We start from the raw sequence: 24,478 nt of genomic DNA on the forward strand, positions 1-24,478 counted from the left end.
CCGACTGGCCGAGAGCAGCCCCACACCCCCCGTGGCCGCCCGAGCGGGCGCCGTAGAATCGGCCTCACCATGGCTTACCTCGACCACGCCGCGACCACCCCGATGCTTCCGCAGGCGGCGGAGACATTGACCGCCCACCTGAGCGTCACCGGCAACGCGTCCTCGCTGCACGCCTCCGGCCGACAGGCCCGCCGTACGGTCGAGGAGTCCCGGGAAGCCCTCGCGGAGGCGCTGGGCGCCCGCCCCAGCGAGGTCGTCTTCACCTCCGGGGGCACCGAGGCCGACAACCTCGCCGTCAAGGGCCTGTACTGGGCCCGCCGTGCCGCCGACCCGGCCCGCACCCGCGTCCTGTCCAGCCCCGTCGAGCACCACGCGGTCCTCGACGCCGTCCACTGGCTCGGCGAACACGAGGGCGCCACCGTCGAGTACCTGCCCGTCGACCGGTACGGCCGCGTCCACCCGGACGCCCTGCGCGAGGCCATCGCCCGCAACCCCGACGATGTCGCCCTGGCCACGGTCATGTGGGCCAACAACGAGATCGGCACCGTCCTGCCGGTCCGTGAACTGGCCGAGGCGGCGGGCGAGTTCGGCGTGCCGCTGCACGCCGACGCGGTGCAGGCGTTCGGTCAGGTTCCGGTCGACTTCGCCGCGTCCGGGCTCGCCGCGCTGACCGTCTCCGGTCACAAGATCGGCGGCCCGTACGGCATCGGGGCCCTGCTCCTCGGCCGTGAGTACACCCCCGTACCCGTCCTGCACGGCGGCGGCCAGGAGCGGCACGTCCGCTCCGGCACCCTCGACGTCCCCGCCATCGCCTCCTTCGCCGTCGCCGGCCGGGTGGCGGCCGCCCAGCGGGACTCGTTCGCCCGTGAGATCGGCGCCCTGCGCGACGAACTCGTCGCCGCCGTGCGGTCGGCGGTGCCGGACGCGATCCTCGGCGGCGACCCCGTGCACCGTCTGCCGGCCAACGCCCACTTCACGTTCCCCGGCTGCGAGGGCGACTCGCTGCTGCTCCTGCTGGACGCCCAGGGCATCGAGTGCTCCACCGGCTCCGCCTGCACCGCGGGCGTCGCCCAGCCCAGCCATGTCCTGCTGGCCACGGGCACCGACCCGGACCTGGCCCGCGGCACCCTCCGCTTCTCCCTGGGCCACACCTCCACACAGGCCGACGTGGATGCCGTCGCCAAGGCCATCGGCCCCGCAGTCGAACGAGCCCGCGCAGCCGGCCTCACCTGAGAGCCGAGACCACCACCGCCCGCTCCGGTCGACCTGGCACAGGCGCCGCGCTCGCCCCGCCGGGTGGAGCGGGTCTCTGCCCGGCCGTCTCCCGGGCTGCCGGCGCTGCGGACTCCGGGCGGGGCCGCGCGGCTCGGCGGGGGTCAGGTCGCCGACGCGGTCGGCTGCGTAAGGTCGGTCGATGCCCTGCGCACCAGCCGCAGGTACCGGTCCCAGTCCCAGTGCCGCCCCGGGTCCGTGTGGTCCGTACCGGGCACCTCCACATGCCCGATGATGTGCCGGCGGTCCACGGACATGCCGTAGCGGGCGCATATCGCGGCCGTCAGCCGCGCGGAGGCCGCGTACATCTCGTCCGTGAAGGACGAGGCGCGCTCCACGAACCCCTCGTGCTCGATGCCGACGCTGCGCTCGTTGTACTCCCGGTTCCCCGCGTGGAACGCCACGTCCAGCTCCCGCACCAACTGCGTGATCCGGCCGTCCTTGCCGACGATGTAGTGCGAGGCCGCCCCGTGCCCGGGGTCCTGGAAGACCCGCACCGCGCTGCGGTAGCCGCCCTGCGTGACATGGACCACCACCCGGTCGATCCGGTAGTCGGCCGGCCGGTCCGCGCGCCGGTAGTTCGCCGAGGACGCCGCAACCCAGCGCGCGCCCCGGAAGTCCACCGCGCCCGCCACCCGCGGCTTGTCCACCCCCGGAAGCCGCCACCACAGATGGGACAGCTCCTGGCGGGCCAGCACGGCCGTGCCCACCGCCGCCGCCGCGCCGCCCACCAGCAGCGCACGCCGGCCCAACTGCCGGTCCCCGTCCCGCTTCCTGTCCCCCATGTGATCGTCAACGGATACTCGCGCGCCCCGGTTCCCGCGGCCCCGTACCCTGGAGGGGCTATGACTGACACCCAGCAGCGCACCCGTCCCCTCCGCGTCCTCGCCGCCATGTCGGGCGGCGTCGACTCCGCCGTGGCCGCCGCCCGCGCGGCCGAAGCGGGCCATGACGTGACCGGCGTCCACCTCGCACTCTCCGCGAACCCGCAGTCGTTCCGCACCGGCGCCCGGGGCTGCTGCACCATCGAGGACTCACGCGACGCCCGCCGCGCCGCCGACGTCATCGGCATCCCCTTCTACGTCTGGGACCTCGCCGACCGCTTCCGGGAGGACGTGGTCGAGGACTTCGTCGCCGAGTACGAGGCCGGCCGCACCCCCAACCCGTGTCTGCGCTGCAACGAGAAGATCAAGTTCGCCGCGCTCCTGGACAAGGCGCTGGCGCTGGGCTTCGACGCGGTCTGCACCGGCCACTACGCGAAGGTGGTGACGCTCGCCGACGGCACCCGGGAGCTGCACCGCGCCTCGGACCTGGCCAAGGACCAGTCGTACGTGCTCGGCGTGCTGGACGACCGGCAGCTGGCCCACGCGATGTTCCCGCTGGGCGACACGGTGACCACGAAGGACGAGATCCGCGCCGAGGCCGAGCGCCGCGGGCTCGCCGTCGCCCAGAAGCCCGACTCGCACGACATCTGCTTCATCGCCGACGGCGACACCCAGGGATTCCTCGCCCGGCGGCTCGGCCGGGCCGAGGGCGACATCGTCGACGAGGCCGGCACCAAGGTGGGCACCCACGACGGCGCGTACGGCTTCACCATCGGCCAGCGCAAGGGGCTGCGCATCGGCACCCCGGCCCCCGACGGCAAGCCCCGCTACGTCCTGGACATCTCCCCGGTGACCAACACCGTGACCGTCGGCCCGGCCGCCGCCCTTGACGTCACCGCGCTGACCGCGATCAAGCCCCGCTGGTGCGGCGCCGCCCCCGAAGGCCCCGGCGGCTACTCCGCGCAGCTGCGCGCGCACGGCGACGAGACCGAGGTGACCGCCGAACTGGTCGACGGCGCCCTGGAGGTGTCGTTCGCGGCACCGGTCCGCGGCGTCGCCCCGGGCCAGGCGATCGTCCTGTACGACGGCACGCGCGTGGTGGGCTCGGCGACCATCGCCTCGACCACACGCGCGACGCCCGCGGCGGTCTGAGCAGGCCCGACGAAGTCCCTTTGCGGTGCGACAGGGCGCCCCGAAGGGGCGCGGGGCTGTATCAATGTGCGGCTCCGCCGCGGTGGGGGTCCCCCCTGTTCGAGCGAAGCCGAGAACTTGGGGGAGCGAGCAGCCACGACGGCGCCGCAGCCGACCGACGGCACCGCGCGGCACAGACCGGCGCTGTCGGCCCGCGCGGAGCGCACGGCACCCGGCATTGCGCCCCGCCCCGCGCCTCAGCCGGTGGTGAAGAACTCGGCCAGGACCGGGGCGAGGACGTCCGGGTCGACCATGTGGGTCTGGTCCGCCAGGGTGCGGAACGCGCCCCGGGGAGCCGCCTTCGCGACCTCCGCCGTCGACGCCCGCAGCCATTCGGGGCTCGCCCCGCCCGCCACGGCCAGCACCGGCACGCCGATCGACGCGATCCGCTCCCGCGGCAGCACACCGCCGCCCAGCACGGCGTCGTCGTAGGCCAGGGTCGGCGCGATCGCCTCCATGTCGGCCCACATCGGGGACTGCCGGGCACCCTGGATCATCTGCTCGGCCAGCCCCGTGAGCCGCAGGAACAGCTCGACCGCGTCCCCGCGCCGCCCATGGGCAAGCGCCTCGGCGAGCCGTTCGGTGTACTCGGCGCGCTCCTTCTCACCGGCGGGCTGCGCGAACGGCGGCTCGTACACGGCGACCCGGGCGACCGGCAGGCCGCTCGCCGCCGCCTCCAGCGCCAGCGCGCCGCCCGACGAGACGCCGTACAGGGCCGCACGGCCGCCCACCGCCTCGATCAGCGCCGCCAGGTCCTCGACCTCGCGGGCCACGGCGTACGGCGCCGTGTCACCGCTCGCGCCGCGGCCCCGGCGGTCGTACACGACGACGGTGAACCGATCCGCGAGCCGCTTGGCCAGCGGGGCCAGCGTCCCGCCCGTCGACATCGCGCCGCTCACCAGGACGACGGCAGGACCCGCTCCCGAGCGTCCGTACGCGATGGGCGTGCCGTCAGGCGAAATGATCTGCTTGTCCATGCCTGTGCAGACTGCCATCCGGCACGCGCGTCATCGGTCCGACACTTCGGTCACGCCACTTCAGCGGGCGACACTTCCACTTCGTAGAAGCACAGGTGGTCCTTGATCCGGGCCACGTCGTCCTTGGGCTGCGGATAACCCCAGACGAGGTCTGGAGCGTCCGGCAGCGACCAGTAGGACGCCGTGCCCTTGAAGGGGCAGTAGGTATGGGTGTCGGAGGGGGTGAGGAGGTCGAGGCGCACGTCCTCGGCCGGGATGTAGTACCGCACCGGGCAACCGGTCTCACGCAGCAGCAGGGGGCGGTCGGTCTCGGCGAGCACCTGGTCCCCGTGCACCACGCGCACGTGCTGCCCGCCCTGTTCGATGGTGATGGTGTGTCCTTCGGCCATATCGGAACAGCACCCGTCGGCCCCGACTTCTTCCCGCGTACGGTGGGGCCCATGAACATCTGCGTCTTCCTGTCGGCCGCCGACCTCGACGACCGCTACACGCGCCCCGCGCGCGACTTCGCGACCCTGATCGGGAAGGGCGGCCACACGCTGGTCTGGGGCGGCTCCGACGTCGGCCTGATGAAGGTCGTCGCGGACGGCGTGCAGGAGGCGGGCGGCAGGCTGCTCGGCGTCTCCGTCGAGTTCCTTTCGACGAAGGCGCGGCGCGACGCGCACGACATGGTGATCGCCAAGGACCTCGCCGAGCGCAAGCGGCTGCTGCTGGAGAAGGCCGACGCCGTGGTGATCATGGTGGGGGGCACCGGGACGCTCGACGAGGCCACCGAGATCCTGGAGCTGAAGAAGCACGGGCACACCGACAAGCCCGTCGTGCTGCTCAACACCGCGGGCTTCTACGACGGCCTCAAGGAGCAGTTCCGCCGCATGGAGACCGAGGGATTCCTGCCCCGCCCACTGAGCGACCTGGTGTTCTTCGCCCAGGAACCGGTCGGGGCGATGGCCTACCTGGAGGAGAGCCTCGGCATCGAGTGACGCCCCGCTGATGCGACCATGGCCCGCATGGCTACTCATGTGATCACCGGGGCGGGCTCCGGCATCGGCGCGGCCGTGGCGCGCCGCCTCCACGCGCGCGGGGACGAACTCGTCCTGCACGCGCGTGACGCGGGCCGTGCGAAGGACCTCGCCGCGGAGTTTCCAGGGGCGCGCACGCTCGTCGGTGACCTCGCGGACCCGGACCGGCTGTCCTGGGCCTTCTCCCACCAGACGCTCCCGGACCGGGTGGACTCGCTGCTGCACATCGCGGGCGTGGTCGACCTCGGCGCGGTGCACGAGCTGACCCCGAAGTCCTGGCGGCAGCAGCTCGACGTCAACCTGATCGCCCCCGCCGAGCTGACCCGTCACTTCCTGCCCCAGCTGCGCGTCGCCCGCGGGCACGTGGTCTTCGTGAACTCCGGCGCGGGCCTGAGCGCCCACGCCGGCTGGTCCGCGTACGCCGCCTCCAAACACGGCCTGAAGGCGCTCGCCGACTCCCTGCGCGAGGAGGAGCACGGCAACGGGGTCCGGGTCACCTCCGTCTACCCCGGGCGCACCGCGAGCCCCATGCAGGCCAAGGTCCACCGGCAGGAGGGCAAGGACTACGACCCGGCCCGCTGGATCGACCCCGAGTCCGTCGCGACGACGATCCTGACGTCCCTGGACCTGCCACCCGACGCGGAACTCAACGACGTGACCATCCGCCCGGGCCGCTGAGCACTGCGCCGAACGGGCCGCGCCGTGCCGTCGGTCGCCCGCGGCACCACCCCCGCCCCGAACCACCGACCGCACTGTGCGACGCGACCGGCGTCCGACGCCCCCGGAACACCGGTCGGGCGGTGTGAAGCGGACCGCACCCGATGACCCCCGCCCCGGAACACCGACCGGGTTGTGTGACGCGGGCTGTGTCCGACGGCCCCCGGCCCCGCCCCCGGAAGCGGACCAGTCTCCGTGATGGGAGTGTGTCCGATCGCCGCTGCTCCGCCCTGGGCGTCGGGTTGATGGTTCCGTGGACGGGCTGTGCCGCTTCGGGGGGCGGTGGGGTCTCCGCGTGGGGGGCGCTTGTCGGTGGGCCGAGTCGGGTGGGTGGGTGGGCGAGGACGGGCACCCCGAAGCGGAGCGCTTACGCTTCCGGGGTGAGTGAGAACGAGTTCAGGTTCCCGGCAGCCACCGGTGTCGGGTCCATGCCCGGCGAGGACGCACGGGAGGCGGCCAAGACCGTCACCGGCAGCTTCGAGGACTTCCCGCATCTGCCCGAGCTGCCAGCCCGCGGACCCGGCGCCGACATGATCGGGCGGACCGCGGGGATGCTCGTCGAGCTGTACGCGCGCGTGGAGCCCAGCGGCTGGCGCCTCGCCGACCGTCCGGGCCGGGACACCAGGCGGGCGCGGTCCTGGCTGGGGGAGGACCTCGACGCGCTGGAGGAGTTCACCCAGGGCCACGAGGGCGACCTCAAGGTGCAGGCGGTCGGCCCATGGACACTGGCCGCCGCCCTGGAGCTGAGGAACGGCGAGGCGGCCCTCTCCGACCCCGGCGCCTGCCGTGACCTCGCCGCCTCGCTCGCCGAGGGCCTGCGCCTGCACCTCGCCGAGGTACGGCGCCGCGTCCCCGGCGCCCGGCTCGTGCTCCAGCTCGACGAGCCCTCCCTCACCGCCGTACTGCGCGGACAGGTCCGCACCGCCAGCGGCTACCGCACCCACAGGGCCGTGGACCGGCAGATCGTGGAGGCCACCCTGCGGGACGTCGTCGGGGCGCACGGCGGTGACCCCGTCGTCGTCCACTGCTGCGCACCCGACGTCCCGTTCGCGCTGCTGCGCCGCGCCGGTGCCGCCGCCGTCTCGTTCGACGTCGCACTCCTCACCGAGCGTGACGACGAGGCGATCGGGGAGGCCGTGGAGGGCGGCACGCGGCTGTTCGCCGGTGTCGTGCCGGCCACGGACGGCCCATTGTCAGACCCTGCCGGTAGCGTCGTGGGTGTCAGGACGCTGTGGCGCAGGCTGGGGCTGCATCCGGGGCTGCTCGCGGACGCGGTCACCCTCACCCCGTCGTGCGGTCTCGCGGGCGCTTCCCCCGCGTACGCCCGCGCGGCGCTCGCCCACTGCGTCCGGGCGGCGAGATCCCTCGCGGACGACCCAGAGTAACGGGAGGACAACACGGTGGCCGGCGACAAGCAAGCGGAGACGACGGTGCCCGCGGCGGCACGCGACAAGCACGCGCGGCTCGCTGAGCAGATCGAGGAGCACCGCTTCCGGTACTACGTGAAGGACGCTCCCGTCATCAGCGACGCGGAGTTCGACAAACTCCTGCGCTCCCTGGAGGCGCTGGAGGAGGAGTATCCGGAGCTGCGCACGCCCGACTCGCCGACCCAGAAGGTCGCCGGGGCGTACGAGACGGAGTTCACCGCGGTCGAACACCGCGAGCGCATGCTCTCCCTCGACAACACCTTCAACGACGAGGAACTGGCCGCCTGGGCGGACCGTATCCACCGTGAACTCGGCGACCAGGAGTTCCACTTCCTGTGCGAGCTGAAGGTCGACGGCCTCGCGGTGAACCTCACCTACGAGCGCGGCCGGCTCACCCGCGCGGCGACCCGCGGTGACGGCCGCACCGGCGAGGACATCACGCCCAACGTCCGTACGATCGCCGAGATCCCCGACCGGCTGCACGGCGAGCGCGTCCCCGACGTCGTGGAGATCCGCGGCGAGGTCTACTTCCCGATGGAGAAGTTCCTGGAGCTGAACGAACGGCTGGTCGCGGCCGGCGACAAGCCGTTCGCCAACCCGCGCAACGCGGCCGCCGGTTCACTGCGCCAGAAGGACCCGCGCGTCACCGCGACCCGGCCCCTGCACATGGTCGTCCACGGCATCGGCGCCCTGGAGGGCTACTCGGGCTTCACCCGGCTCTCCCAGGCCTACGACCTGCTCAAGGGCTGGGGACTGCCCACCTCCCCGCACAACCGCGTGGTCGACGACCTCGACGGCGTACGGAAGTTCATCGCCCACTACGGCGAGCACCGCCACTCCGTGGAGCACGAGATCGACGGCGTGGTCGTCAAGCTGGACGAGATCCGCCTCCAGGGCCGTCTCGGCTCCACCGCCCGCGCCCCGCGCTGGGCGATCGCGTACAAGTACGCGCCGGAGGAGGTCAACACCAAGCTCATCGACATCAAGGTGGGCGTCGGCCGCACCGGCCGTGTCACGCCGTACGCGCAGGTCGAGCCGGTCACGGTCGCGGGCTCCGAGGTCGAGTTCGCCACCCTGCACAACCAGGACGTGGTCAAGGCCAAGGGCGTCCTCATCGGTGACACCGTGGTGATCCGCAAGGCCGGTGACGTCATCCCGGAGATCCTCGGCCCGGTCGTCGACCTGCGTGACGGCACCGAGCGGGAGTTCGTGATGCCCGCCGAGTGCCCGGAGTGCGGGACGCCGCTGCGGGCCATGAAGGAGGGCGACATCGACCTGCGCTGCCCCAACGCGCGCGCGTGCCCCGCCCAGTTGCGCGAGCGCGTCTCCTACCTCGCCGGCCGGGAGTGCCTGGACATCGAGCACTTCGGCGAGGTGGCCGCGGCGGCGCTGACCCGGCCGCTTGAGCCGGCCGACCCGCCGCTGCGCGACGAGGGCGACCTGTTCGACCTCACGGTGGACAAGCTGCTGCCCATCAAGGCGTACGTCCTCGACCCGGACAGCGGACTGCCCAAGCGGGACCCCAAGACGGGCCAGGAGAAGGTCGTCACGGTCTTCGCGAACCAGAAGGGCGAACCGAAGAAGAACACCCTCGCGCTGCTGCAGAACATCGAGGCGGCCAAGGAACGTCCGCTCGCCCGCTTCCTGAACGGGCTGTCCATCCGCCATGTGGGACCGGTCGCCGCCCAGGCGCTCGCCCGCGAGTTCCGTTCCGTCGACCGCATCGAGCAGGCCACCGAGGAGGAACTGGCGGGCATCGACGGCGTCGGCCCGATCATCGCCGCCGCGCTCAAGGAGTGGTTCGCCGAGGACTGGCACCGCGAGATCCTTCGCAAGTGGAAGGCGGCCGGAGTCCGCCTGGAGGACGAGTCGTCGGGCGAGGAGGAGGGTCCGCGCCCGCTGGAGGGACTGACCGTCGTCGTGACCGGCACCCTGGAGAACTTCACCCGTGACGGCGCCAAGGACGCGTTGCAGAGCCGCGGCGCGAAGGTGACCGGATCGGTGTCGAAGAAGACCTCGTTCGTCGTCGTGGGGGACAACCCGGGATCGAAGTACGACAAGGCCATGCAGCTGAAGGTGCCGGTCCTGGACGAGGACGGCTTCGGCGTCCTGCTCGCCCAGGGGCCCGAGGCGGCGGCCGAAGTCGCCCTGCCGGCCGGCGAGTAGCGGTTGAAGACCACCCGATCGGCGCATACCAGATGCATACGGGAGCCCGGGGCGCATTCGGGCAACCGTCGACGACCGCTGCCCGTGAAAGCCTTCCGCGGCCTACTGTTGGGATGTGCGCCTGCCGTGCCCAGCTGCGGTCGGGGCATCCCCGTGTGCCCGAAGAGCACGGGGAAGGAATGTTCCAACGCGGAGCCGTCGACGGACGTCGGGCGTCGGGCCGCGTGGCGTGGGCACCGCCGGCTGTGAGAGGGACGGGAATGGAACCGACCGAGAGCGCCGCCCCGGACGCGTGGCTGCGCCTGCGCCGCAGAGCGGTCGCATGGCGGGAGAGCCGGTGGCCGGGCCGGACCGCGGAGCGCGCGGGCGTCGACGCCCGCGCCGCCGTCCGCTCGGCGCCCCGGGCACACGCCGTTCCCCTGGCCGTCGAGGGCGCCCCGGTGCTGGCCGGCGCCGACCATTCCCAGCCGGCCTGGCCGGCGCTGCCCGCCGCCGTCGTCGCGGCGGCCGGGTTCGCGCTGGGCGCCGGGTTCTACCGGGCGTTCACCGACAACCACGCCCTCTTTCCGTCCGGCACCGTCGGCTGGTCGCTCGCGATGCTCACCGGCATCATCGTCGGCCACCTCGTGATGCTCGGCCGGGCCCGCTGGTGGGGCGGCACCGGCTCCGGCGCCGCCCTCACCCTCGCCGTCCTGCTGCTCTACGGCTGGGTGCCGGCCGGCATGGTCAGCCTCACCGTCGTCGTCCTGGTCGGCGTCGCCCGCAGGCACCGCTGGCGGCAGGGCGTGCTGCACGGCGCCGTGGACATCCTCGGCATCGGCGCCGCCGCCCTGCTGCTGGGCTCCTTCGGCCGCGTACCGACCGTCGAGGACCCCTGGAACCCCGACCACTGGGACGTCACCACCGTCCCCGAGGTCGTGCTGGTCGCCGCGGCCTACCTCGCCGTCACCCGCATCCTGCTGTGGTATCTGAGCGCGCCGCGCGGCGGCGGCCTGCCCACCGTCGCCCGCACCGCCCTGGTCAGACAGGGCCTCGTCGCGGTCGCGCTGCTCGGCATCGCCCCGCTGATCTGCGTCGTGGCGGTCGCCCATCCGGTGCTGCTGCCGCTGTTCGCCATCCCGCTGGTCGCCCTCGACTCCACCCTGTGGATCGCCCGGGCCCGGGCCGAGGAGCAACTGCGCGACCCGCTGACCGGACTGCCCAACCGGCAGTGGCTGCTGGAACGTATCTGGACGGCCCTCGACGACGCCGAACGCATCGGCGCCCGGTCCGCGCTCATGCTGATCGACCTCGACCGGTTCCGCTCCGTGAACGACACCCTCGGGCATCTCGCCGGGGACCGGCTGCTGCTCCAGATCGCCGACCGGCTGCGTCTCGCGCTGCCGCGCGGCGCGGAGGCCGCGCGCCTCGGCGGCGACGAGTTCGCCGTGTTACTGCCGGTCGCCGACTCCACGACGTCCGCCACCCGCGTCGCCCGCAACCTGGTCACCGCGCTCAGCTCGCCGCTCGACCTCGACGGGCTCACCCTCGTCCTGGAGGCCAGCGCGGGCGTCGCCGTCTTCCCGGACCACGCGCTCGACGCCGAGGGCATGCTGCGCCGCGCGGACGTGGCGATGTACCAGGCGAAGCGGGACCGCACGGGCGTCGAGGTGTACGAGTCGAAGCGGGACTCCAACACCCCGGACCGGCTCGGGCTGCTGGGCGATCTGCGCCGGGCGCTGGACGCGCACGAGGTGCAGCTGCACTACCAGCCCAAGGTCCGCTTCGACGGGCAGGTCGCAGGGCTGGAGGCGCTGGTGCGGTGGGTGCATCCCGAGCGCGGGAAGGTGCCGCCGGACGAGTTCATAGCGATCGCCGAGTCCTCCGGGCTGATGCCCCATCTGACCGAGTACGTGCTGGAGACCGCGCTCGGGCAGGTCGCCAAGTGGCGGGCCCAGGGACTGCGGGTGCCGGTGGCCGTGAACGTCTCCCCGCGCGATGTCCACACGCCCGGCTTCGCGGGTTCCGTCGCCGCCCGGCTGGCCCGGCACGGAGTGCCCGCGGGAGCGCTCCAGCTGGAGATCACCGAGCATGTGCTGCTGGAGGACCCGCAGCGGGCCGCCGACACCCTCGCCGGGCTCACCGGGCACGGCGTGAAGATGTCCCTGGACGACTTCGGAACCGGCTACTCCTCGCTGGTGCACCTGCGCCGGCTGCCGGTGAGCGAGCTGAAGATCGACCGGTCCTTCGTGGCCCGGCTGGCCGTGGACAACGAGGACGCCGAGATCGTGCGCTGCACCGTCGACCTGGCGCATTCGCTGGGGCTCCTCGTCGTCGCCGAGGGCGTGGAGGACGACGAGACCTGGGAGCGGCTGCGGGACCTCGGCTGCGACGCCGTACAGGGATGGCTGGTGGCCGCGGCGATGCCGCCGGAGGAGACGACGGCATGGCTGCGGGCGCGGGGGTCCCGGGGATGGCAGCGGCCGCGTGCCGCGTTGCCCGCCGCCGAATAGTCTTCGACCCGGCCGTCCGGCTCGGCCGGGGAGTGGGCGTTTGCCGTGGGCCGTTCGCGGCCGCGGGCTCGTTGCGGCTGATCGCGCAGTTCCCCGCGCCCGGCGGGGCGCCATCTCGCCCCGCGCCGTCAGCCGCCCGCGAAATGACGGATCAGCAGCTCCAGCCTCTCTTCGTGTGCCTGCTCCGGCAGCCGGCCACTGCGCATCAGCGTCGCCAGGCCGTGCAGGCTCGCCCAGAACGTCTCCGTCAACAGGCCGGCGTCCTCTCCTTCGGACGTGATCGGCTCCACGACGACCAGCAGCTCGCCGAACGCCTCCCGCAGCGGTGCCGGGGCCGCCTCCGTCGCGAAGGGAAGGTCCACCAGGTGGGTGAACATCGCGTCGTAGAGGGCGGGCCGGCGCCGGGCGAAGGACGTGTACGTCTCCGCGATCGCCGCCAGCGCCTCGCGCGTGCCCGGCGCCGCCGTCCGCGCCTGCCGTAGCTCCGTCGCCAGGTCGGCGCAGCCCTGCACCGCGACCGCCGCCATGATCGCGTCCTTGCCCTTGAAGTGGCTGTAGAGGACGGGCTGGCTGTACTCGATCTCGGCGGCCAGCCGGCGGGTGGTCACCGCGTCCCAGCCCTCCGCCTCGGCCAGTTCCCGCGCGGCCGTCACGATCAGCCGCTCACGCTCCGCTCGTTCGCGCTCCCGGCGCTTCTGGATCGTCATACCAGAGACTCTAGCAGCGCTAGTCTTTCTGTCGGCGATCTGCTAGCTTCGCTCTTGTTCCTAGCGTTGCTAGCACCCATCTGGGGGAGATCCCATGACCGTCACCGCCTACGCCCTGGCCGTCCTGCTCGACCTGTTCTGCCTGTTCCTCGGCTACCGGTTCTGGTTCCAGCCCGGCCCGGCCGCGGCGGGTTACGGCGTCCCGGCCGACCCCCGCGGCGACGCCGGCGCCTATCTGTCGGTCAAGGGCCTGAGGGACGGCACCCTCGGGGTGCTGGGCCTGGTCCTGCTGGCCGCCGCCGGGGCCCGAGCCGAGGCATGGTTCATGGTCTGCGTGGCACTCGTGCCGCTCCTGGACACCGTGATAGTCCTGCGCAACGGCGGGGCGAAGGCGGTCGCCTTCGGGATCCACTTCGCCACCGCCGTCGTCGTACTGATCAGCGCCGGACTGCTCTTCGCGGTCTGACCATCAAAGAAGGCAAGGGGGACACCAGTCATGTCGCTGTCCGTTCCGAGATTCGACCAGTCCGTGATCGTCCGGGAGGCCGAGGCAGAGGTCGTCGGCCGGGCGCCCACCACCGTGCGCCTGCTGGCCGACAGCAGCGCCACCGGCGGCGCCCTGTCCACCCAGCGGGTCACCCTCACGGCGGGCGCCGACGGCGCCAAACCGCACTGGCACGACAACTCCGCCGAGATGTTCTTCCTGCTCGACGGCGCCGCCGACATCCTCTCCGGCGAGGACGTCGTCACCGCGGGCCGCGGTGACCTCGTCGTCGTCCCGCCGGGCAGGCCGCACGCCTTCGCGGCCGTGCCGGGATCCGACGCCGATCTGCTCATCGTCATCACACCCGGCGTCGAGCGCTTCGAGTACTTCCGGCACCTGCACCGCATCCGCCTGGGCGAGGCCACCCCGGAGAGCATCCTCGAAGTCCAGGACCTCTACGACAACCACTTCCTCACCAGCGAGGCATGGGAGACGCGCCGGGCCTGATAGGCGGGGCGGGGCAGACGCACCGGGTCCGCCGTGCGGGCCGGGGAAACCGTTTCACGGGGACCGGTCCCCGCCCCATAGGATTGGCCCCAAACCACACACACTCACCCCAGAGGATCGCTGCATGCCTGGCATCACGCGCGAGGAGGTCGCCCACCTCGCCCGGCTGGCGCGTCTGGAGCTGAAGCCCGAAGAACTCGACCACTTCGCGGGCCAGCTCGACGACATCATCGGCGCGGTCGCCCGCGTCAGCGAGGTCGCCGACCAAGACGTACCGCCGACCTCGCACCCGCTCCCGCTGACCAACGTCATGCGCGCGGACGAGGTCCGTCCCTCGCTCACCCCCGCGCAGGCGCTCTCCAGCGCCCCCGCCCAGGAGCAGCAGCGTTTCAAGGTGCCGCAGATCCTGGGGGAGGACTGACCATGACGGACATCATCAAGCTCACGGCCGCCGAGACCGCCGCGAAGATCGCCTCCGGCGAGCTGACGGCCGTCGAGGTCACCGAGGCCCATCTCGCCCGCATCGAAGCCGTCGACGAGAAGGTGCACGCCTTCCTGCACGTCGACCGCGAGGGCGCGCTCGCCCAGGCCCGCGCCGTCGACGACAAGCGCGAGCGCGGCGAGGAACTGGGCCCGCTGGCCGGTGTCCCCCTCGCCCTCAAGGACATCTTCACCACCGAGGGCGTCCCCACGACCGTCGGCTCGAAGATCCTCGAAGGCTGGATCCCGCCGTACGACGCGACGCTCACCCGGCGGCTGAAGGCCGCCGACGTCGTGATCCTCGGCAAGACCAACATGGACGAGTTCGCCATGGGGTCCTCGACGGAGAACAGCGCCTACGGGCCCACCGGCAACCCCTGGGACCTCACCAGGATCCCCGGCGGCTCCGGCGGCGGCTCCAGCGCCGCGCTGGCCTCCTTCCAGGCGCCGCTCGCCATCGGCACCGACACCGGCGGCTCCATCCGCCAGCCGGCCGCCGTCACCGGCACCGTCGGCGTGAAGCCGACGTACGGCGCCGTCTCCCGCTACGGCATGGTGGCCTTCTCGTCCTCCCTGGACCAGGGCGGGCCCTGCGCCCGCACGGTCCTGGACGCGGCCCTGCTGCACGAGGTCATCGCCGGACACGACCCGATGGACTCCACCTCCGTCGACGCCCCCGTCCCGCCGGTCGTCGAGGCCGCCCGCAACGGCTCGGTGCGGGGCATGCGCATCGGCGTGGTCAAGCAGTTCCGCGGCGAGGGCTACCAGGCCGGCGTCATCCAGCGCTTCGACGAGGCCGTCGAGCTGCTGAAGGAGCTGGGCGCCGAGATCGTCGAGCTGGACTGCCCGTCCTTCGACCTCGCCCTGTCGGCGTACTACCTGATCGCGCCGTCCGAGTGCTCCTCCAACCTGGCCCGCTTCGACGGCCTGCGCTACGGCCTCAGGGTCGGCGACGACGGCGGCCACTCCGCCGAAGAGGTCACCTCCCTCACCCGCGAGGCGGGTTTCGGCCCCGAGGTCAAGCGCCGCATCATGCTCGGCACGTACGCCCTGTCGAGCGGCTACTACGACGCGTACTACGGCTCGGCGCAGAAGGTCCGCACCCTGATCACGCGCGACTTCGAGAGGGCCTTCGAGCAGGTCGAGGCGATCGTCTCGCCGACCACCCCGACCACGGCCTTCGCGATCGGCGAGCGCGCCGACGACCCGATGGCCATGTACCTCGCCGACCTGTGCACCATTCCGACCAACCTGGCGGGCAACGCGGCCATGTCGCTGCCCTGCGGTCTCGCCCCGGAGGACAACCTCCCGGTGGGCCTCCAGATCATCGCTCCGGCGATGAAGGACGACCGGCTGTACAAGGTCGGCGCCGCCGTCGAGGCCGCCTTCGTGGAAAAGTGGGGGCATCCGCTGCTGGAGGAGGCACCGTCGCTGTGAGCAAGGCACTGTCCAAGGCCAAGGGCTTCAAGAAGTCGAAGTCCGGCACGTACCTGTCCATGGCCACCACCGCGTTCGGCGCGGTCGGCGTCGCCAAGCAGATCAAGAAGGCCCGCGCCGAGCACGACACGCTGCGCCTGATCGACGCCACCGTGTCCGCCGTCGCCATCGCCACCGGCCTCGCCATCCTCTACCGCGAGCTGAAGCGGCTGGGCGACGACGACGTCCTGCTGGGCTGAGAGGGAAGTTTCACCGTGACCACCACGACCGACCTGGTGTCGTACGAGGACGCGCTGGCGTCGTACGACCCCGTCATGGGCCTTGAGGTCCATGTCGAACTCGGCACCAAGACCAAGATGTTCTGCGGGTGCTCCACCGAACTGGGCGCCGAGCCCAACTCGCAGACCTGCCCGACCTGCCTCGGCCTGCCCGGCGCGCTCCCGGTCGTCAACGCGACCGGCGTCGAATCCGCGATCAAGATCGGGCTCGCACTGAACTGCTCGATCGCCGAGTGGTGCCGCTTCGCCCGGAAGAACTACTTCTATCCGGACATGCCGAAGAACTTCCAGACCTCCCAGTACGACGAGCCGATCGCCTTCGACGGCTACCTAGACGTACAGCTGGAGGACGGCGCGACCTTCCGCGTGGAGATCGAGCGCGCCCACATGGAAGAGGACACCGGCAAGTCCACCCATGTGGGCGGCGCGACCGGCCGCATCCACGGCGCGTCCCACTCCCTGCTCGACTACAACCGCGCGGGCATCCCGCTCATCGAGATCGTCACCAAGCCGATCGTCGGGGCCGGCGAGCGTGCCCCCGAGGTCGCCCGGGCGTACGTCCGTGAGCTGCGCGAACTCATCAGGGCGCTCGGCGTGTCCGAGGCCCGCATGGAGATGGGCCAGATGCGCTGCGACGTCAACCTGTCGCTGATGCCCAAGGGCGCCGACACGTTCGGCACCCGCTCCGAGACGAAGAACGTCAACTCGCTGCGGTCCGTGGAGCGTGCCGCCCGCTTCGAGATCCAGCGGCACGCGGCCGTGCTGTCGTCCGGCGGCACCATCGTGCAGGAGACCCGGCACTTCCACGAGGACACCGGGTCGACCACGTCGGGCCGGGTGAAGGAGGAGGCCGAGGACTACCGGTACTTCCCGGAGCCCGACCTCGTCCCGGTGGCGCCCGCGCGCGCGTGGGTCGAGGAGATCCGGGCCGCGCTGCCCGAACTGCCGCTGGCCCGCCGCACCCGCCTCCTCAAGGAGTGGGGCATCTCGGCCACCGACATGCAGGCGATCCTCAACGCCGGTGCGCTGGACCCGATCGTCGCCACCATCGGCGCCGGTGCCGACGCCGCCTCCGCCCGCAAGTGGTGGATGGGCGAACTGGCGCGCAGCGCCAACGAGTCGGGCCTCGCCCTGGACGAGCTGGCCATCACGCCCGAGCAGGTCGCCCGCGTCACCCGGCTGGTGGCCGCCGGTGACCTGAACGACAAGCTGGCCCGCCAGGTCATCGAGGGCGTCCTCGCGGGCGAAGGCACCCCGGACGAGGTCGTCGACAAGCGCGGTCTGAAGGTCGTCTCCGACGACTCGGCGCTCGGCACGGCCGTCGACGAGGCCATCGCCGGCAACCCGGGCATCGCGGACAAGATCCGCGGCGGCAAGGTGGCCGCGGCCGGTGCCCTGGTCGGCGCGGTGATGAAGGCCACCCGCGGCCAGGCCGACGCGGCCCGCGTCAAGGAGCTGATCCTGCAGAAGCTGGGCGTCGGCGAGGGCTGAGCCACCGCGCGCACCGGCCGCCCCTGGGGGAACGCATCGCCACGATGCGTTCCCCCAGGGCGTTTTCGTCACCGGCGACGCCCCGCGACGCACTCGCGTGGCACCCGTGAGGCACCCGCCTCGGCGCGACCGCATCCCCACGACCCGCGGAAGTTCCCGGTTTCCGCCTCTTGTGAAGAAGCCCACGAACCCGGCAAACGATCTCTTTCAGCTGCAACAGTGGTCAACGATTGCTCATGTGTTCTTTGCGGGCTGTTTCGTTCATCGACGTTCGTTCCCAGGCAAAGATCCGCACATCGTCCCTGGGAGCAGGTCGTGGCAGCCCTTGCACGCTGGTGTGTCCGGCACCGTCTGGTCGCCGTCCTGCTGTGGCTGCTCGCCTTCGGCGGCGTCACCGCTGCCGCCGCCGTCACCGGCTCCGCGTACTCCGAGACCTACGAGGTCCCCGGCACCGAAGCGGGCCGGGCCGGGGAGCTGTTGGCCGCGGGCTTCCCAGGTATGGGCGGTGACAGCGACACCGTCGTCTGGCACACCGGATCCGGCGGCGTCCGCGCCGCCGACGTCGAGCAGACCATGAGCCGCACCCTGGACGACATCGCGGACCTGCCCGGGGTGTCCTCGGTGACCAGCCCCTACGACGGCCAGGGCAGCGGGCAGATCAGCCGCGACGGCCGGACCGCGTACGCCGTCGTCACCTTCGACCAGCCGATCGAGCGCATCGACAGGTCCGAGGCCGAGGCCGTCGTACACGCCGCGAAGTCGGCCGAGACGGACGGGCTACGCGTCGAGTCGGGCGGCAGCGCCATCGCGCTCACCGCCTCGTCGGGCGGGCACTACGCCGAGGCGATCGGCGTGGTCGTCGCCGCCGTGGTGCTCTTCCTCGCCTTCGGCTCGCTCGCCGCCTCCCTGCTGCCCATCGCCACCGCCCTGGTCGGCGTGGGCACCGCGTACGCCGGCATCGCGCTGCTCGGCCACGCCATGACCGTCGCCGCGTTCGCGCCGATGCTCGGCCTGCTCATCGGGCTCGGCGTCGGCATCGACTACGCGCTGTTCATCGTCACCCGGCACCGTCGCGGACTCAAACGCGGACTGACCGTCACCGAGGCCGCCACCGAGTCCGTCGCCACCACCGGCCGCGCCGTCGTGTTCGCGGGCGCCACCGTCTGCATCGCCCTGCTGGGCATGCTGATCCTGCGGCTGAGCTTCCTCAACGGGGTCGCCGTCGCCGCCGCGCTGACCGTCGTCCTGACCGTCGCCGCCTCCGTGACCCTGCTGCCCGCCCTGCTCTCCCTCATCGGCGAGCGCGCGCTGAGCCGGCGCGAACGACAGCGGCTGGCCGAGCACGGTCCGCAACCGGAGCTGCCCACCGGCCTCGCCGCCCGCTGGTCCGCGTTCGTCGAACGCCACCCCAAACTGCTCGGCTCGGTCGCCCTCGCCGTCGTCGCCCTGCTCGCACTGCCCACCCTCACCCTCCACCTCGGCACCTCCGATCAGGGCAACGACCCCAGGAACTCGACCACACGGCAGGCGTACGACCTCATCGCCGACGGCTTCGGCCCCGGCGTCAACGGACCGCTGACCCTCGTGTCCCGGGTCGACGGGGCCGACGCCCGGCTCGCCCTCGACAACCTCGACACCACCCTGCGCGCCACCCCGGGCGTCGCGTCCGTGACACCGGCGCGGTTCAACACCGGGGGCGACACCGCGTACCTCACCGTCGTGCCCGACTCGGCGCCGCAGTCGCGGCAGACCAGCGACCTCGTCGACCGGCTGCGCCACGAGGTGCTGCCGCGCGCGGAGCAGGGCACCTCGCTCGACGTGCACGTCGGCGGCGTGACCGCGAGCTACGACGACTTCGCCGCCGTGATCGTCGGCAAGGTGCCGCTGTTCGTCGGCGTGGTCATCGGGTTCGGCTGTGTGCTGCTCCTGCTCGCCTTCCGGTCGATCGGCATCCCGGTGAAGGCCGCCGCGATGAACCTCGCCGCCGTCGCGGGCGCCTTCGGCATCGTCGTCGCGATCTTCCAGTGGGGCTGGGGCAGCGAACTTCTGGGGCTCGGCCGGGCCGGACCGATCGAGCCCTTCCTGCCCGTGATCATGGTGTCGGTGCTCTTCGGGCTCTCCATGGACTACCAGGTCTTCCTGGTCAGCCGGATGTACGAGGAGTGGCTGGAGACGGGCGACAACCGGCGTGCCGTCCGGGTCGGCCTCGCCGAGACCAGCCGGGTGATCAATTCCGCGGCCGTCATCATGATCTCCGTGTTCCTCGCCTTCGTGCTCGGCGGCGACCGCGTCATCGCCATGTTCGGCATCGCGCTGGCGGCCGCCGTCGCCCTCGACGCCTTCGTGCTGCGCACCCTGCTGGTGCCCGCCCTGATGCACCTGCTCGGCGGCGCCAACTGGTGGCTGCCGGGCTGGCTCGACCGGCGCCTGCCCAGGATCAGCATCGAACCGCCCGAATGCCGCGCCGCCCAGGCAAGGCTCGACGCCGTCGTGGCGGAACTGGAGAAGGAACAACAGCAGGATGCGGGCGACAGCCCCGTGTGACGACGGCGCCGGACCGCGGCCCCGGTGCCGATCCGGACGCGCGCACGGCTCACAACGATCATTAAGGGACCTCTCAGACAGCGTCCGTACGGTGCGGGGCATGGGAACGAAGACAGTGGACGAAGCCGGCGGCGACACCGGCACCAGGACCGAGCAGGCGGCGGACACCGGCAGGGCCGACGACGCCGCGGACACCGGGGCCGAGGCCGCCGCCCGGACCGACGAGGCGACGGAGCCCGGGGCGGCCGGCCAGGCCGCCGACGGGACCGACGACCGGACCGGTGACAGGGACGACGACCGGGCCGGTGAGGCCGTCGGGGACACGGCTGAGGAGACGGCCGAGGAGACGGCCGAGGCCGGGGAAGCGGCGGCGGACGGCCCGTCCGGGGTCGGCCAGGGCGCCGGGGCCGTCGTCTCCGCCGTGCTGGGCCTCGTCTCGCTGACCGGCGGCTGGATCGGCACCGTGGCCGGCGCGCGCCAGACCCTGATCGGCCAATTGCAGACCGCGTCGAACGCGAGCGTCGCCACCCAGGTGCAGGCGGTCTACGGCGACGCCTGGCAGACCACCGCGCTGTGGGCCGGGGCGTTCGCGCTGGCGGCGCTGATCACCGGCGTCGTCGTGCTGGCCCGGCCCGCGTTCGGCACCCCGGGCACACCGCAGGCCGCCTGGATCAAGTCGGTCGCCTGGGCCGGCGTCTCGCTCGGCGTCCTCGGCCTGCTGCTGGCCGTCCTCAAGTACTCCGACGCGCTCCTCGGACTGCCCTCGACCAGCTGAACCAGCCATCCCACCAGGGGCCTTGGGCCCCCGTAAGCACCTTACGGGGCCGTCTGAGGCCCCTTACGCGCCCCGGGATACCGCCGCCCGCCGCAAGATGCGGAACTCTCCCGATGTGCCGCGCCCCCCTGGCCGACAAAGGTGGGGGCATCGCCGGAAGCGACGCCGACACCACACTCTCCGAGGGGCCAGCCATGATCGAGTACGAACTCCACCTGTTCCGTGCCACCGAACTGCGCCGCCGGGCCGAGTACGAGCGCCTGGTCCGCGAGGCGCTGCGCGGGCGCCGCGCGGCCCGCCGTGCGACGGCCGCCCGCCGCCGCGCCGGCCGCGAGTCTCCCTCCGATACCGGGCGCCCGGGCCGTCATCGGCATCCCCGCACCGCGTGAGCGCATCGGCGGGGGCGGGCGCGCGCACCGGGGACGGCCGCCCGCTCCCGGTCCACGGGCGCCCGCGCCCCCGCACGGTCCGCCCGACGCCCCGGCCGCCCGCACCCGGTCCGGGCACCGACCCGCCCTCCCGGTGGACAACGGATCCCGCGCCGTCGGACCTCCGTGCGATGCTCAAACCCGTGGAGACCAGGTCCGTCAGTCCCGTGTTCGTCGGCCGCACCGACGAACTGCGCACGTTGAACGACGCGCTCGCCCGTGCCGACGCCGGCGAGCCCCAGGCGCTGCTGCTCGGCGGCGAAGCGGGCGTCGGCAAGACCCGGCTGGTCGAGGAGTTCGCCACCGCCGCCGGCCGTCAGGGCGCCGTCGTCGCCCTCGGCGGCTGCGTGGAGATCGGCGCCGACGGACTGCCGTTCGCCCCCTTCTCCACCGCCCTGCGCGCCCTGCGCGGCGCCCTGCCCGACGAAGTCGCCACGGCCGCCGCGGGCCAGGAGGACGACCTGGCCCGGCTCCTGCCCGAACTGGGCGAGGCCACCCCCGCCCGCGCCACGGGGCGGCACGACGAGGAGGGCACCGCCCGCCTGTTCGAACGCACCGCCCGCCTGCTGGAACGCGTCGCCGCCGACCGCACCGTCGTCCTCGTCCTGGAGGACCTGCACTGGGCCGACGCCTCCACCCGCCACCTGCTCTCCTACCTCCTGCGCACCCTGCGCACCCTGCGGACCAGCCGCCTCGTCGTCCTCGCCACCTACCGCTCCGACGACATCCACCGCCGCCACCCGCTGCGCCCCCTGCTCGCCGAACTCGACCGGCTGCGCACCGTCCGCCGCGTCGAACTCGCCCGTTTCAACCGCGAGGAGGTCGGCCGGCAGATCGCCGGCATCCTCGCCGCGGAACCGGACCCCGCCCAGGTCGACGAGATCTTCGCACGCTCCGACGGCAACGCCTTCTTCGTCGAGGAACTGGCCGTCGCGGCCTGCGAGGGCTGCTGCACCGGACTCACCGACTCGCTGCGCGACCTGCTCCTGGTCCGGGTGGAGGCGCTGCCCGAGACCGCCCAGCGGATCACCCGGATCGTCGCCGAGGGCGGCGCCACCGTCGAGTACCCGCTCCTCGCCGCCGTCGCCGGGCTCGCCGAGGACGATCTGATCGAGGCGCTGCGCGCCGCCGTGAACGCCAACATCCTGCTCACCGCCCCCGGCGGCGACGGCTTCCGCTTCCGCCACTCCCTGGTCCGCGAGGCCGTCGCCGACGATCTGCTGCCCGGCGAACGCTCCCGCCTCAACCGCCGCTACGCACAGGCCATGGAGAGCGACCCGGCGCTCGTCCCCGCCGACGAACGCGTCATGCGACTGGCCAGCCACTGGTACCACGCCCACGACCCCGCCAAGGCCCTGCCCGCCGTCCTCGACGCCTCCGTCGCCGCCCGCCGCCGCTACGCCTACAGCGAGCAACTACGGCTCCTGGAGCGCGCGATGGAACTGTGGGACACCGCCCCGGACCCGGTACGGGCGGCGCTGCGCCCCGTCGACTGCGCCGAGGTGTGCCCGCCCTGCGACGCCGCCACCCCGCTGCGCTATCTCGACCTGATGGCGGAGGCCGCCGTCGCCGGACGCAGGTGCGGTGAACGCGAACGCGCACTGAAGATCACCAAGCGGGCGCTGCAACTCCTGGACGACGAGGACGACCCGCTGCGCGCCGCCTGGTTCTGGACCCAGCGCTCCGGCCTCGTCCAGGCGCTGGGACGCGGCGACGGACGGCATGAACTGGCCACCGCCGAGCAACTGGTGCGCGGGCTGCCCCCCTCCGAGGTGCACGCCGACGTGCTCGCCGGCGTCGCCAACTGGTCGATGCTGCACGAGCCGGGCCCGGGCGCCCTGGCCGCCGCCGAACGGGCCGTCGAGTACGCCCGCATGATCGACGCCCGCGAGATCGAACTGGACGCATGCCTCACCCTCGGCACCCTCAGGGTCGACGCGGGCGACGTCGAGGCCGGACTCGCCGAGCTGCGCCGGGTCAAGGACCGGTCCGTGCAGGAGGGCTACACCCAGGTCGCGGGCCGTGCCTATGTGAATCTGCCCTCCGAACTCGACGCGGTCGGCCGCTCCCGGGAGGCCGTCCCCCTCCTGGACGAAGGGATCGACTACACCCGCACGTTCGGCCTGCTCGGATCCGAGGCCCTGCTGTGGGCCAACCTCGCCGAGTCCCAGTACGCCCTCGGCGACTGGAGCCGGGCCGCGTCCGCCGCCGCGCACGCGACCCGCCGCGGCCCCAGCACCAAACCCCTGGGCTCGGCCGCGCTGACCCTGGCGCGCCTCGCCCTGGGCCGCGGCGACCTGGCCGAGGCCGCCCGCCAACTCACCGCGGCCCGCGGCTACTTCGGCACCCGCGACGTCATGCCCCAGCAGTCGCTGCCGCTGGCCCGGGTCGCGGTCGGCCTCGCCGCCGCGGAGGGCCGGCTGCTCGACGCCCGCGCCGAACTGCACCGCGCCCTGGACGCCGGGGTCCCGCCCGGCAGCCACCGCTACGCCTGGCCGCTGGTCAGGGCCGCCGCCACCGCCGAGGCCGACGCCCGCGCCCTGCCCGCGGCGGAGCCCGGCCGGGCACAAGCCCTCGACCGCATCGCCGGCGCGGCGAAGAACCTCACCACCGGCGCACCCGTGTGGCTCGCCCACGACACCTGGGTCCGCGCCGAACTCCGGCGCGCCGCGGGCGAGGACACCCCGGGCCTCTGGTCCGAGGCGGTCACCGCCTTCGAGTCCCTGGACCGCCCCTACGACCTCGCGCGTGTCCGCCACCGGCTCGCGGCGGCCCTGCTGTCCTCGGGCGGCAGACGCCCGCACGACACATCGGGCGGCGGGGACGACGAGCGGGACCGCGCCACAGAGCTGCTGCGGCTGGCCGGAGCCGTCGCCGATCACCTGGGTGCCCGCCCGCTCGCCGACTGTGTGGCGCTCCTCGCCCAGCGCGCCCGCCTCGTGCTGACCTGCGCCCCCCGGCGGACGCCCGCCCCGGCCGACCCGGTCGAGGCGCTGGGCCTGACCAGCCGGGAGCGCGATGTGCTCCGCCTGGTCACCGCCGGCCGCACCAACCGTCAGATCGCCGAGGAGCTGTTCATCTCCCCGAAGACCGCGAGCGTCCATGTCTCCAACATCCTGGGCAAGCTCGGAGTCTCGGGACGGGGCGAGGCGGCGGCGGTGGCGCATCGGCTGGAGCTGTTCCCGCTGCCTCCCGGGACGGACGACCGGCTCACCGCGCGGCCACGGCCGTAGCCGACGGCGGCCTTCAGGGCGCGGGCGGG

At 73.0% G+C, this 24,478-nt stretch carries 21 protein-coding genes; 17 read left to right on the forward strand and 4 right to left on the reverse strand.

Annotated elements, in window-relative coordinates; all coding sequences use genetic code 11:
* Window positions 1–69: 69 nt before the first annotated feature.
* A complete protein-coding gene (locus tag AC27LF_RS30695) occupies window positions 70–1,233 on the forward strand; it encodes a cysteine desulfurase family protein (protein ID WP_479657242.1) in 1,164 nt (387 codons plus the stop codon).
* 143 nt (window positions 1,234–1,376) lie between these two features.
* Here the strand turns inward: AC27LF_RS30695 and AC27LF_RS30700 are convergent, their stop codons facing one another.
* On the reverse strand, window positions 1,377–2,057 hold the full coding sequence (locus tag AC27LF_RS30700) for an N-acetylmuramoyl-L-alanine amidase (RefSeq protein ID WP_479657241.1): 681 nt from the start codon (window positions 2,055–2,057) through the stop codon (window positions 1,377–1,379).
* 60 nt (window positions 2,058–2,117) lie between these two features.
* Here AC27LF_RS30700 and mnmA point away from each other — a divergent pair, with 60 nt between their 5' ends.
* Window positions 2,118–3,248, forward strand: coding sequence for a tRNA 2-thiouridine(34) synthase MnmA (mnmA, locus tag AC27LF_RS30705; RefSeq protein WP_479657240.1), 1,131 nt, complete (start codon window positions 2,118–2,120; stop codon window positions 3,246–3,248).
* A 236-nt stretch (window positions 3,249–3,484) separates the two neighbouring features.
* On the opposite strand, the gene AC27LF_RS30710 is transcribed toward mnmA, so the two are convergent.
* Window positions 3,485–4,264: an alpha/beta fold hydrolase gene (locus tag AC27LF_RS30710; RefSeq protein WP_479657239.1), complete on the reverse strand. Its 780-nt coding sequence runs from the start codon at window positions 4,262–4,264 to the stop codon at window positions 3,485–3,487.
* 50 nt (window positions 4,265–4,314) lie between these two features.
* Complete coding sequence (locus tag AC27LF_RS30715; RefSeq protein ID WP_388712658.1) at window positions 4,315–4,653, reverse strand: DUF427 domain-containing protein; 339 nt, start codon at window positions 4,651–4,653, stop codon at window positions 4,315–4,317.
* A 51-nt stretch (window positions 4,654–4,704) separates the two neighbouring features.
* Between AC27LF_RS30715 and AC27LF_RS30720 the strand changes: the two genes are divergently transcribed.
* The 5 genes from AC27LF_RS30720 to AC27LF_RS30740 all read left to right on the forward strand — a co-directional run bounded on the left by AC27LF_RS30720 (window position 4,705) and on the right by AC27LF_RS30740 (window position 12,085).
* Window positions 4,705–5,244, forward strand: coding sequence for an LOG family protein (locus tag AC27LF_RS30720; RefSeq protein WP_479657238.1), 540 nt, complete (start codon window positions 4,705–4,707; stop codon window positions 5,242–5,244).
* A gap of 18 nt (window positions 5,245–5,262) precedes the next feature.
* Window positions 5,263–5,961, forward strand: a complete 699-nt coding sequence (locus AC27LF_RS30725) for an SDR family oxidoreductase (protein ID WP_479657237.1) — start codon at window positions 5,263–5,265, stop codon at window positions 5,959–5,961.
* Window positions 5,962–6,380: 419 nt separating this feature from the next.
* Window positions 6,381–7,385 (forward strand): methionine synthase, encoded by a 1,005-nt coding sequence (locus tag AC27LF_RS30730; RefSeq protein WP_479657236.1) that lies wholly within the window; start codon window positions 6,381–6,383, stop codon window positions 7,383–7,385.
* Window positions 7,386–7,400: 15 nt separating this feature from the next.
* Window positions 7,401–9,593, forward strand: a complete 2,193-nt coding sequence (gene ligA, locus AC27LF_RS30735) for an NAD-dependent DNA ligase LigA (protein WP_479657235.1) — start codon at window positions 7,401–7,403, stop codon at window positions 9,591–9,593.
* 260 nt (window positions 9,594–9,853) lie between these two features.
* Complete coding sequence (locus AC27LF_RS30740) at window positions 9,854–12,085, forward strand: putative bifunctional diguanylate cyclase/phosphodiesterase (protein ID WP_479657234.1); 2,232 nt, start codon at window positions 9,854–9,856, stop codon at window positions 12,083–12,085.
* A gap of 128 nt (window positions 12,086–12,213) precedes the next feature.
* Here the strand turns inward: AC27LF_RS30740 and AC27LF_RS30745 are convergent, their stop codons facing one another.
* Window positions 12,214–12,792 carry a TetR/AcrR family transcriptional regulator gene (locus tag AC27LF_RS30745; protein ID WP_479657233.1) on the reverse strand — a complete coding sequence of 193 codons (579 nt, stop codon included), beginning with the start codon at window positions 12,790–12,792 and terminating at the stop codon, window positions 12,214–12,216.
* A gap of 94 nt (window positions 12,793–12,886) precedes the next feature.
* Here AC27LF_RS30745 and AC27LF_RS30750 point away from each other — a divergent pair, with 94 nt between their 5' ends.
* The 10 genes from AC27LF_RS30750 (at window position 12,887) to AC27LF_RS30795 (ending at window position 24,449) form a co-directional block, all read left to right on the forward strand.
* A complete protein-coding gene (locus AC27LF_RS30750) occupies window positions 12,887–13,258 on the forward strand; it encodes a DUF4267 domain-containing protein (protein ID WP_479657232.1) in 372 nt (123 codons plus the stop codon).
* A gap of 30 nt (window positions 13,259–13,288) precedes the next feature.
* Window positions 13,289–13,783: a cupin domain-containing protein gene (locus AC27LF_RS30755; RefSeq protein ID WP_479657231.1), complete on the forward strand. Its 495-nt coding sequence runs from the start codon at window positions 13,289–13,291 to the stop codon at window positions 13,781–13,783.
* 124 nt (window positions 13,784–13,907) lie between these two features.
* The gene (gene gatC, locus AC27LF_RS30760; protein ID WP_351738126.1) at window positions 13,908–14,204 is read left to right on the forward strand and encodes an Asp-tRNA(Asn)/Glu-tRNA(Gln) amidotransferase subunit GatC; all 297 of its coding nucleotides are present in this window, start codon (window positions 13,908–13,910) and stop codon (window positions 14,202–14,204) included.
* A 2-nt stretch (window positions 14,205–14,206) separates the two neighbouring features.
* A complete protein-coding gene (gene gatA, locus AC27LF_RS30765) occupies window positions 14,207–15,700 on the forward strand; it encodes an Asp-tRNA(Asn)/Glu-tRNA(Gln) amidotransferase subunit GatA (RefSeq protein WP_479657230.1) in 1,494 nt (497 codons plus the stop codon).
* On the forward strand, window positions 15,697–15,939 hold the full coding sequence (locus AC27LF_RS30770; protein ID WP_404035514.1) for a hypothetical protein: 243 nt from the start codon (window positions 15,697–15,699) through the stop codon (window positions 15,937–15,939). The genes gatA and AC27LF_RS30770 overlap by 4 nt, the downstream gene beginning before the upstream one ends.
* 15 nt (window positions 15,940–15,954) lie before the next feature.
* On the forward strand, window positions 15,955–17,469 hold the full coding sequence (gene gatB, locus AC27LF_RS30775; protein ID WP_479657229.1) for an Asp-tRNA(Asn)/Glu-tRNA(Gln) amidotransferase subunit GatB: 1,515 nt from the start codon (window positions 15,955–15,957) through the stop codon (window positions 17,467–17,469).
* Window positions 17,470–17,784: 315 nt separating this feature from the next.
* Window positions 17,785–20,013 (forward strand): MMPL family transporter, encoded by a 2,229-nt coding sequence (locus AC27LF_RS30780; protein WP_479657228.1) that lies wholly within the window; start codon window positions 17,785–17,787, stop codon window positions 20,011–20,013.
* Window positions 20,014–20,113: 100 nt separating this feature from the next.
* The gene (locus tag AC27LF_RS30785; protein WP_479657227.1) at window positions 20,114–20,788 is read left to right on the forward strand and encodes a hypothetical protein; all 675 of its coding nucleotides are present in this window, start codon (window positions 20,114–20,116) and stop codon (window positions 20,786–20,788) included.
* Window positions 20,789–20,982: 194 nt separating this feature from the next.
* On the forward strand, window positions 20,983–21,177 hold the full coding sequence (locus AC27LF_RS30790) for a hypothetical protein (RefSeq protein ID WP_479657226.1): 195 nt from the start codon (window positions 20,983–20,985) through the stop codon (window positions 21,175–21,177).
* Between the two features lie 170 nt (window positions 21,178–21,347).
* The gene (locus AC27LF_RS30795; protein WP_479657225.1) at window positions 21,348–24,449 is read left to right on the forward strand and encodes a helix-turn-helix transcriptional regulator; all 3,102 of its coding nucleotides are present in this window, start codon (window positions 21,348–21,350) and stop codon (window positions 24,447–24,449) included.
* The last annotated feature ends 29 nt before the right edge of the window (window positions 24,450–24,478 follow it).

Source organism: Streptomyces diversicolor, from assembly GCF_057537855.1.

Coding starts and splice junctions, on each gene's coding strand:
- AC27LF_RS30695 (WP_479657242.1), top strand. CDS start 70: ATGGCTTACCTCGACCACGCCGCGACCACCCCGATGCTTCCGCAGGCG.
- AC27LF_RS30700 (WP_479657241.1), bottom strand. CDS start 2,057: ATGGGGGACAGGAAGCGGGACGGGGACCGGCAGTTGGGCCGGCGTGCG.
- mnmA (WP_479657240.1), top strand. CDS start 2,118: ATGACTGACACCCAGCAGCGCACCCGTCCCCTCCGCGTCCTCGCCGCC.
- AC27LF_RS30710 (WP_479657239.1), bottom strand. CDS start 4,264: ATGGACAAGCAGATCATTTCGCCTGACGGCACGCCCATCGCGTACGGA.
- AC27LF_RS30715 (WP_388712658.1), bottom strand. CDS start 4,653: ATGGCCGAAGGACACACCATCACCATCGAACAGGGCGGGCAGCACGTG.
- AC27LF_RS30720 (WP_479657238.1), top strand. CDS start 4,705: ATGAACATCTGCGTCTTCCTGTCGGCCGCCGACCTCGACGACCGCTAC.
- AC27LF_RS30725 (WP_479657237.1), top strand. CDS start 5,263: ATGGCCCGCATGGCTACTCATGTGATCACCGGGGCGGGCTCCGGCATC.
- AC27LF_RS30740 (WP_479657234.1), top strand. CDS start 9,854: ATGGAACCGACCGAGAGCGCCGCCCCGGACGCGTGGCTGCGCCTGCGC.
- AC27LF_RS30745 (WP_479657233.1), bottom strand. CDS start 12,792: ATGACGATCCAGAAGCGCCGGGAGCGCGAACGAGCGGAGCGTGAGCGG.
- AC27LF_RS30750 (WP_479657232.1), top strand. CDS start 12,887: ATGACCGTCACCGCCTACGCCCTGGCCGTCCTGCTCGACCTGTTCTGC.
- AC27LF_RS30755 (WP_479657231.1), top strand. CDS start 13,289: ATGTCGCTGTCCGTTCCGAGATTCGACCAGTCCGTGATCGTCCGGGAG.
- gatC (WP_351738126.1), top strand. CDS start 13,908: ATGCCTGGCATCACGCGCGAGGAGGTCGCCCACCTCGCCCGGCTGGCG.
- gatA (WP_479657230.1), top strand. CDS start 14,207: ATGACGGACATCATCAAGCTCACGGCCGCCGAGACCGCCGCGAAGATC.
- AC27LF_RS30785 (WP_479657227.1), top strand. CDS start 20,114: ATGGGAACGAAGACAGTGGACGAAGCCGGCGGCGACACCGGCACCAGG.
- AC27LF_RS30790 (WP_479657226.1), top strand. CDS start 20,983: ATGATCGAGTACGAACTCCACCTGTTCCGTGCCACCGAACTGCGCCGC.
- AC27LF_RS30795 (WP_479657225.1), top strand. CDS start 21,348: ATGCTCAAACCCGTGGAGACCAGGTCCGTCAGTCCCGTGTTCGTCGGC.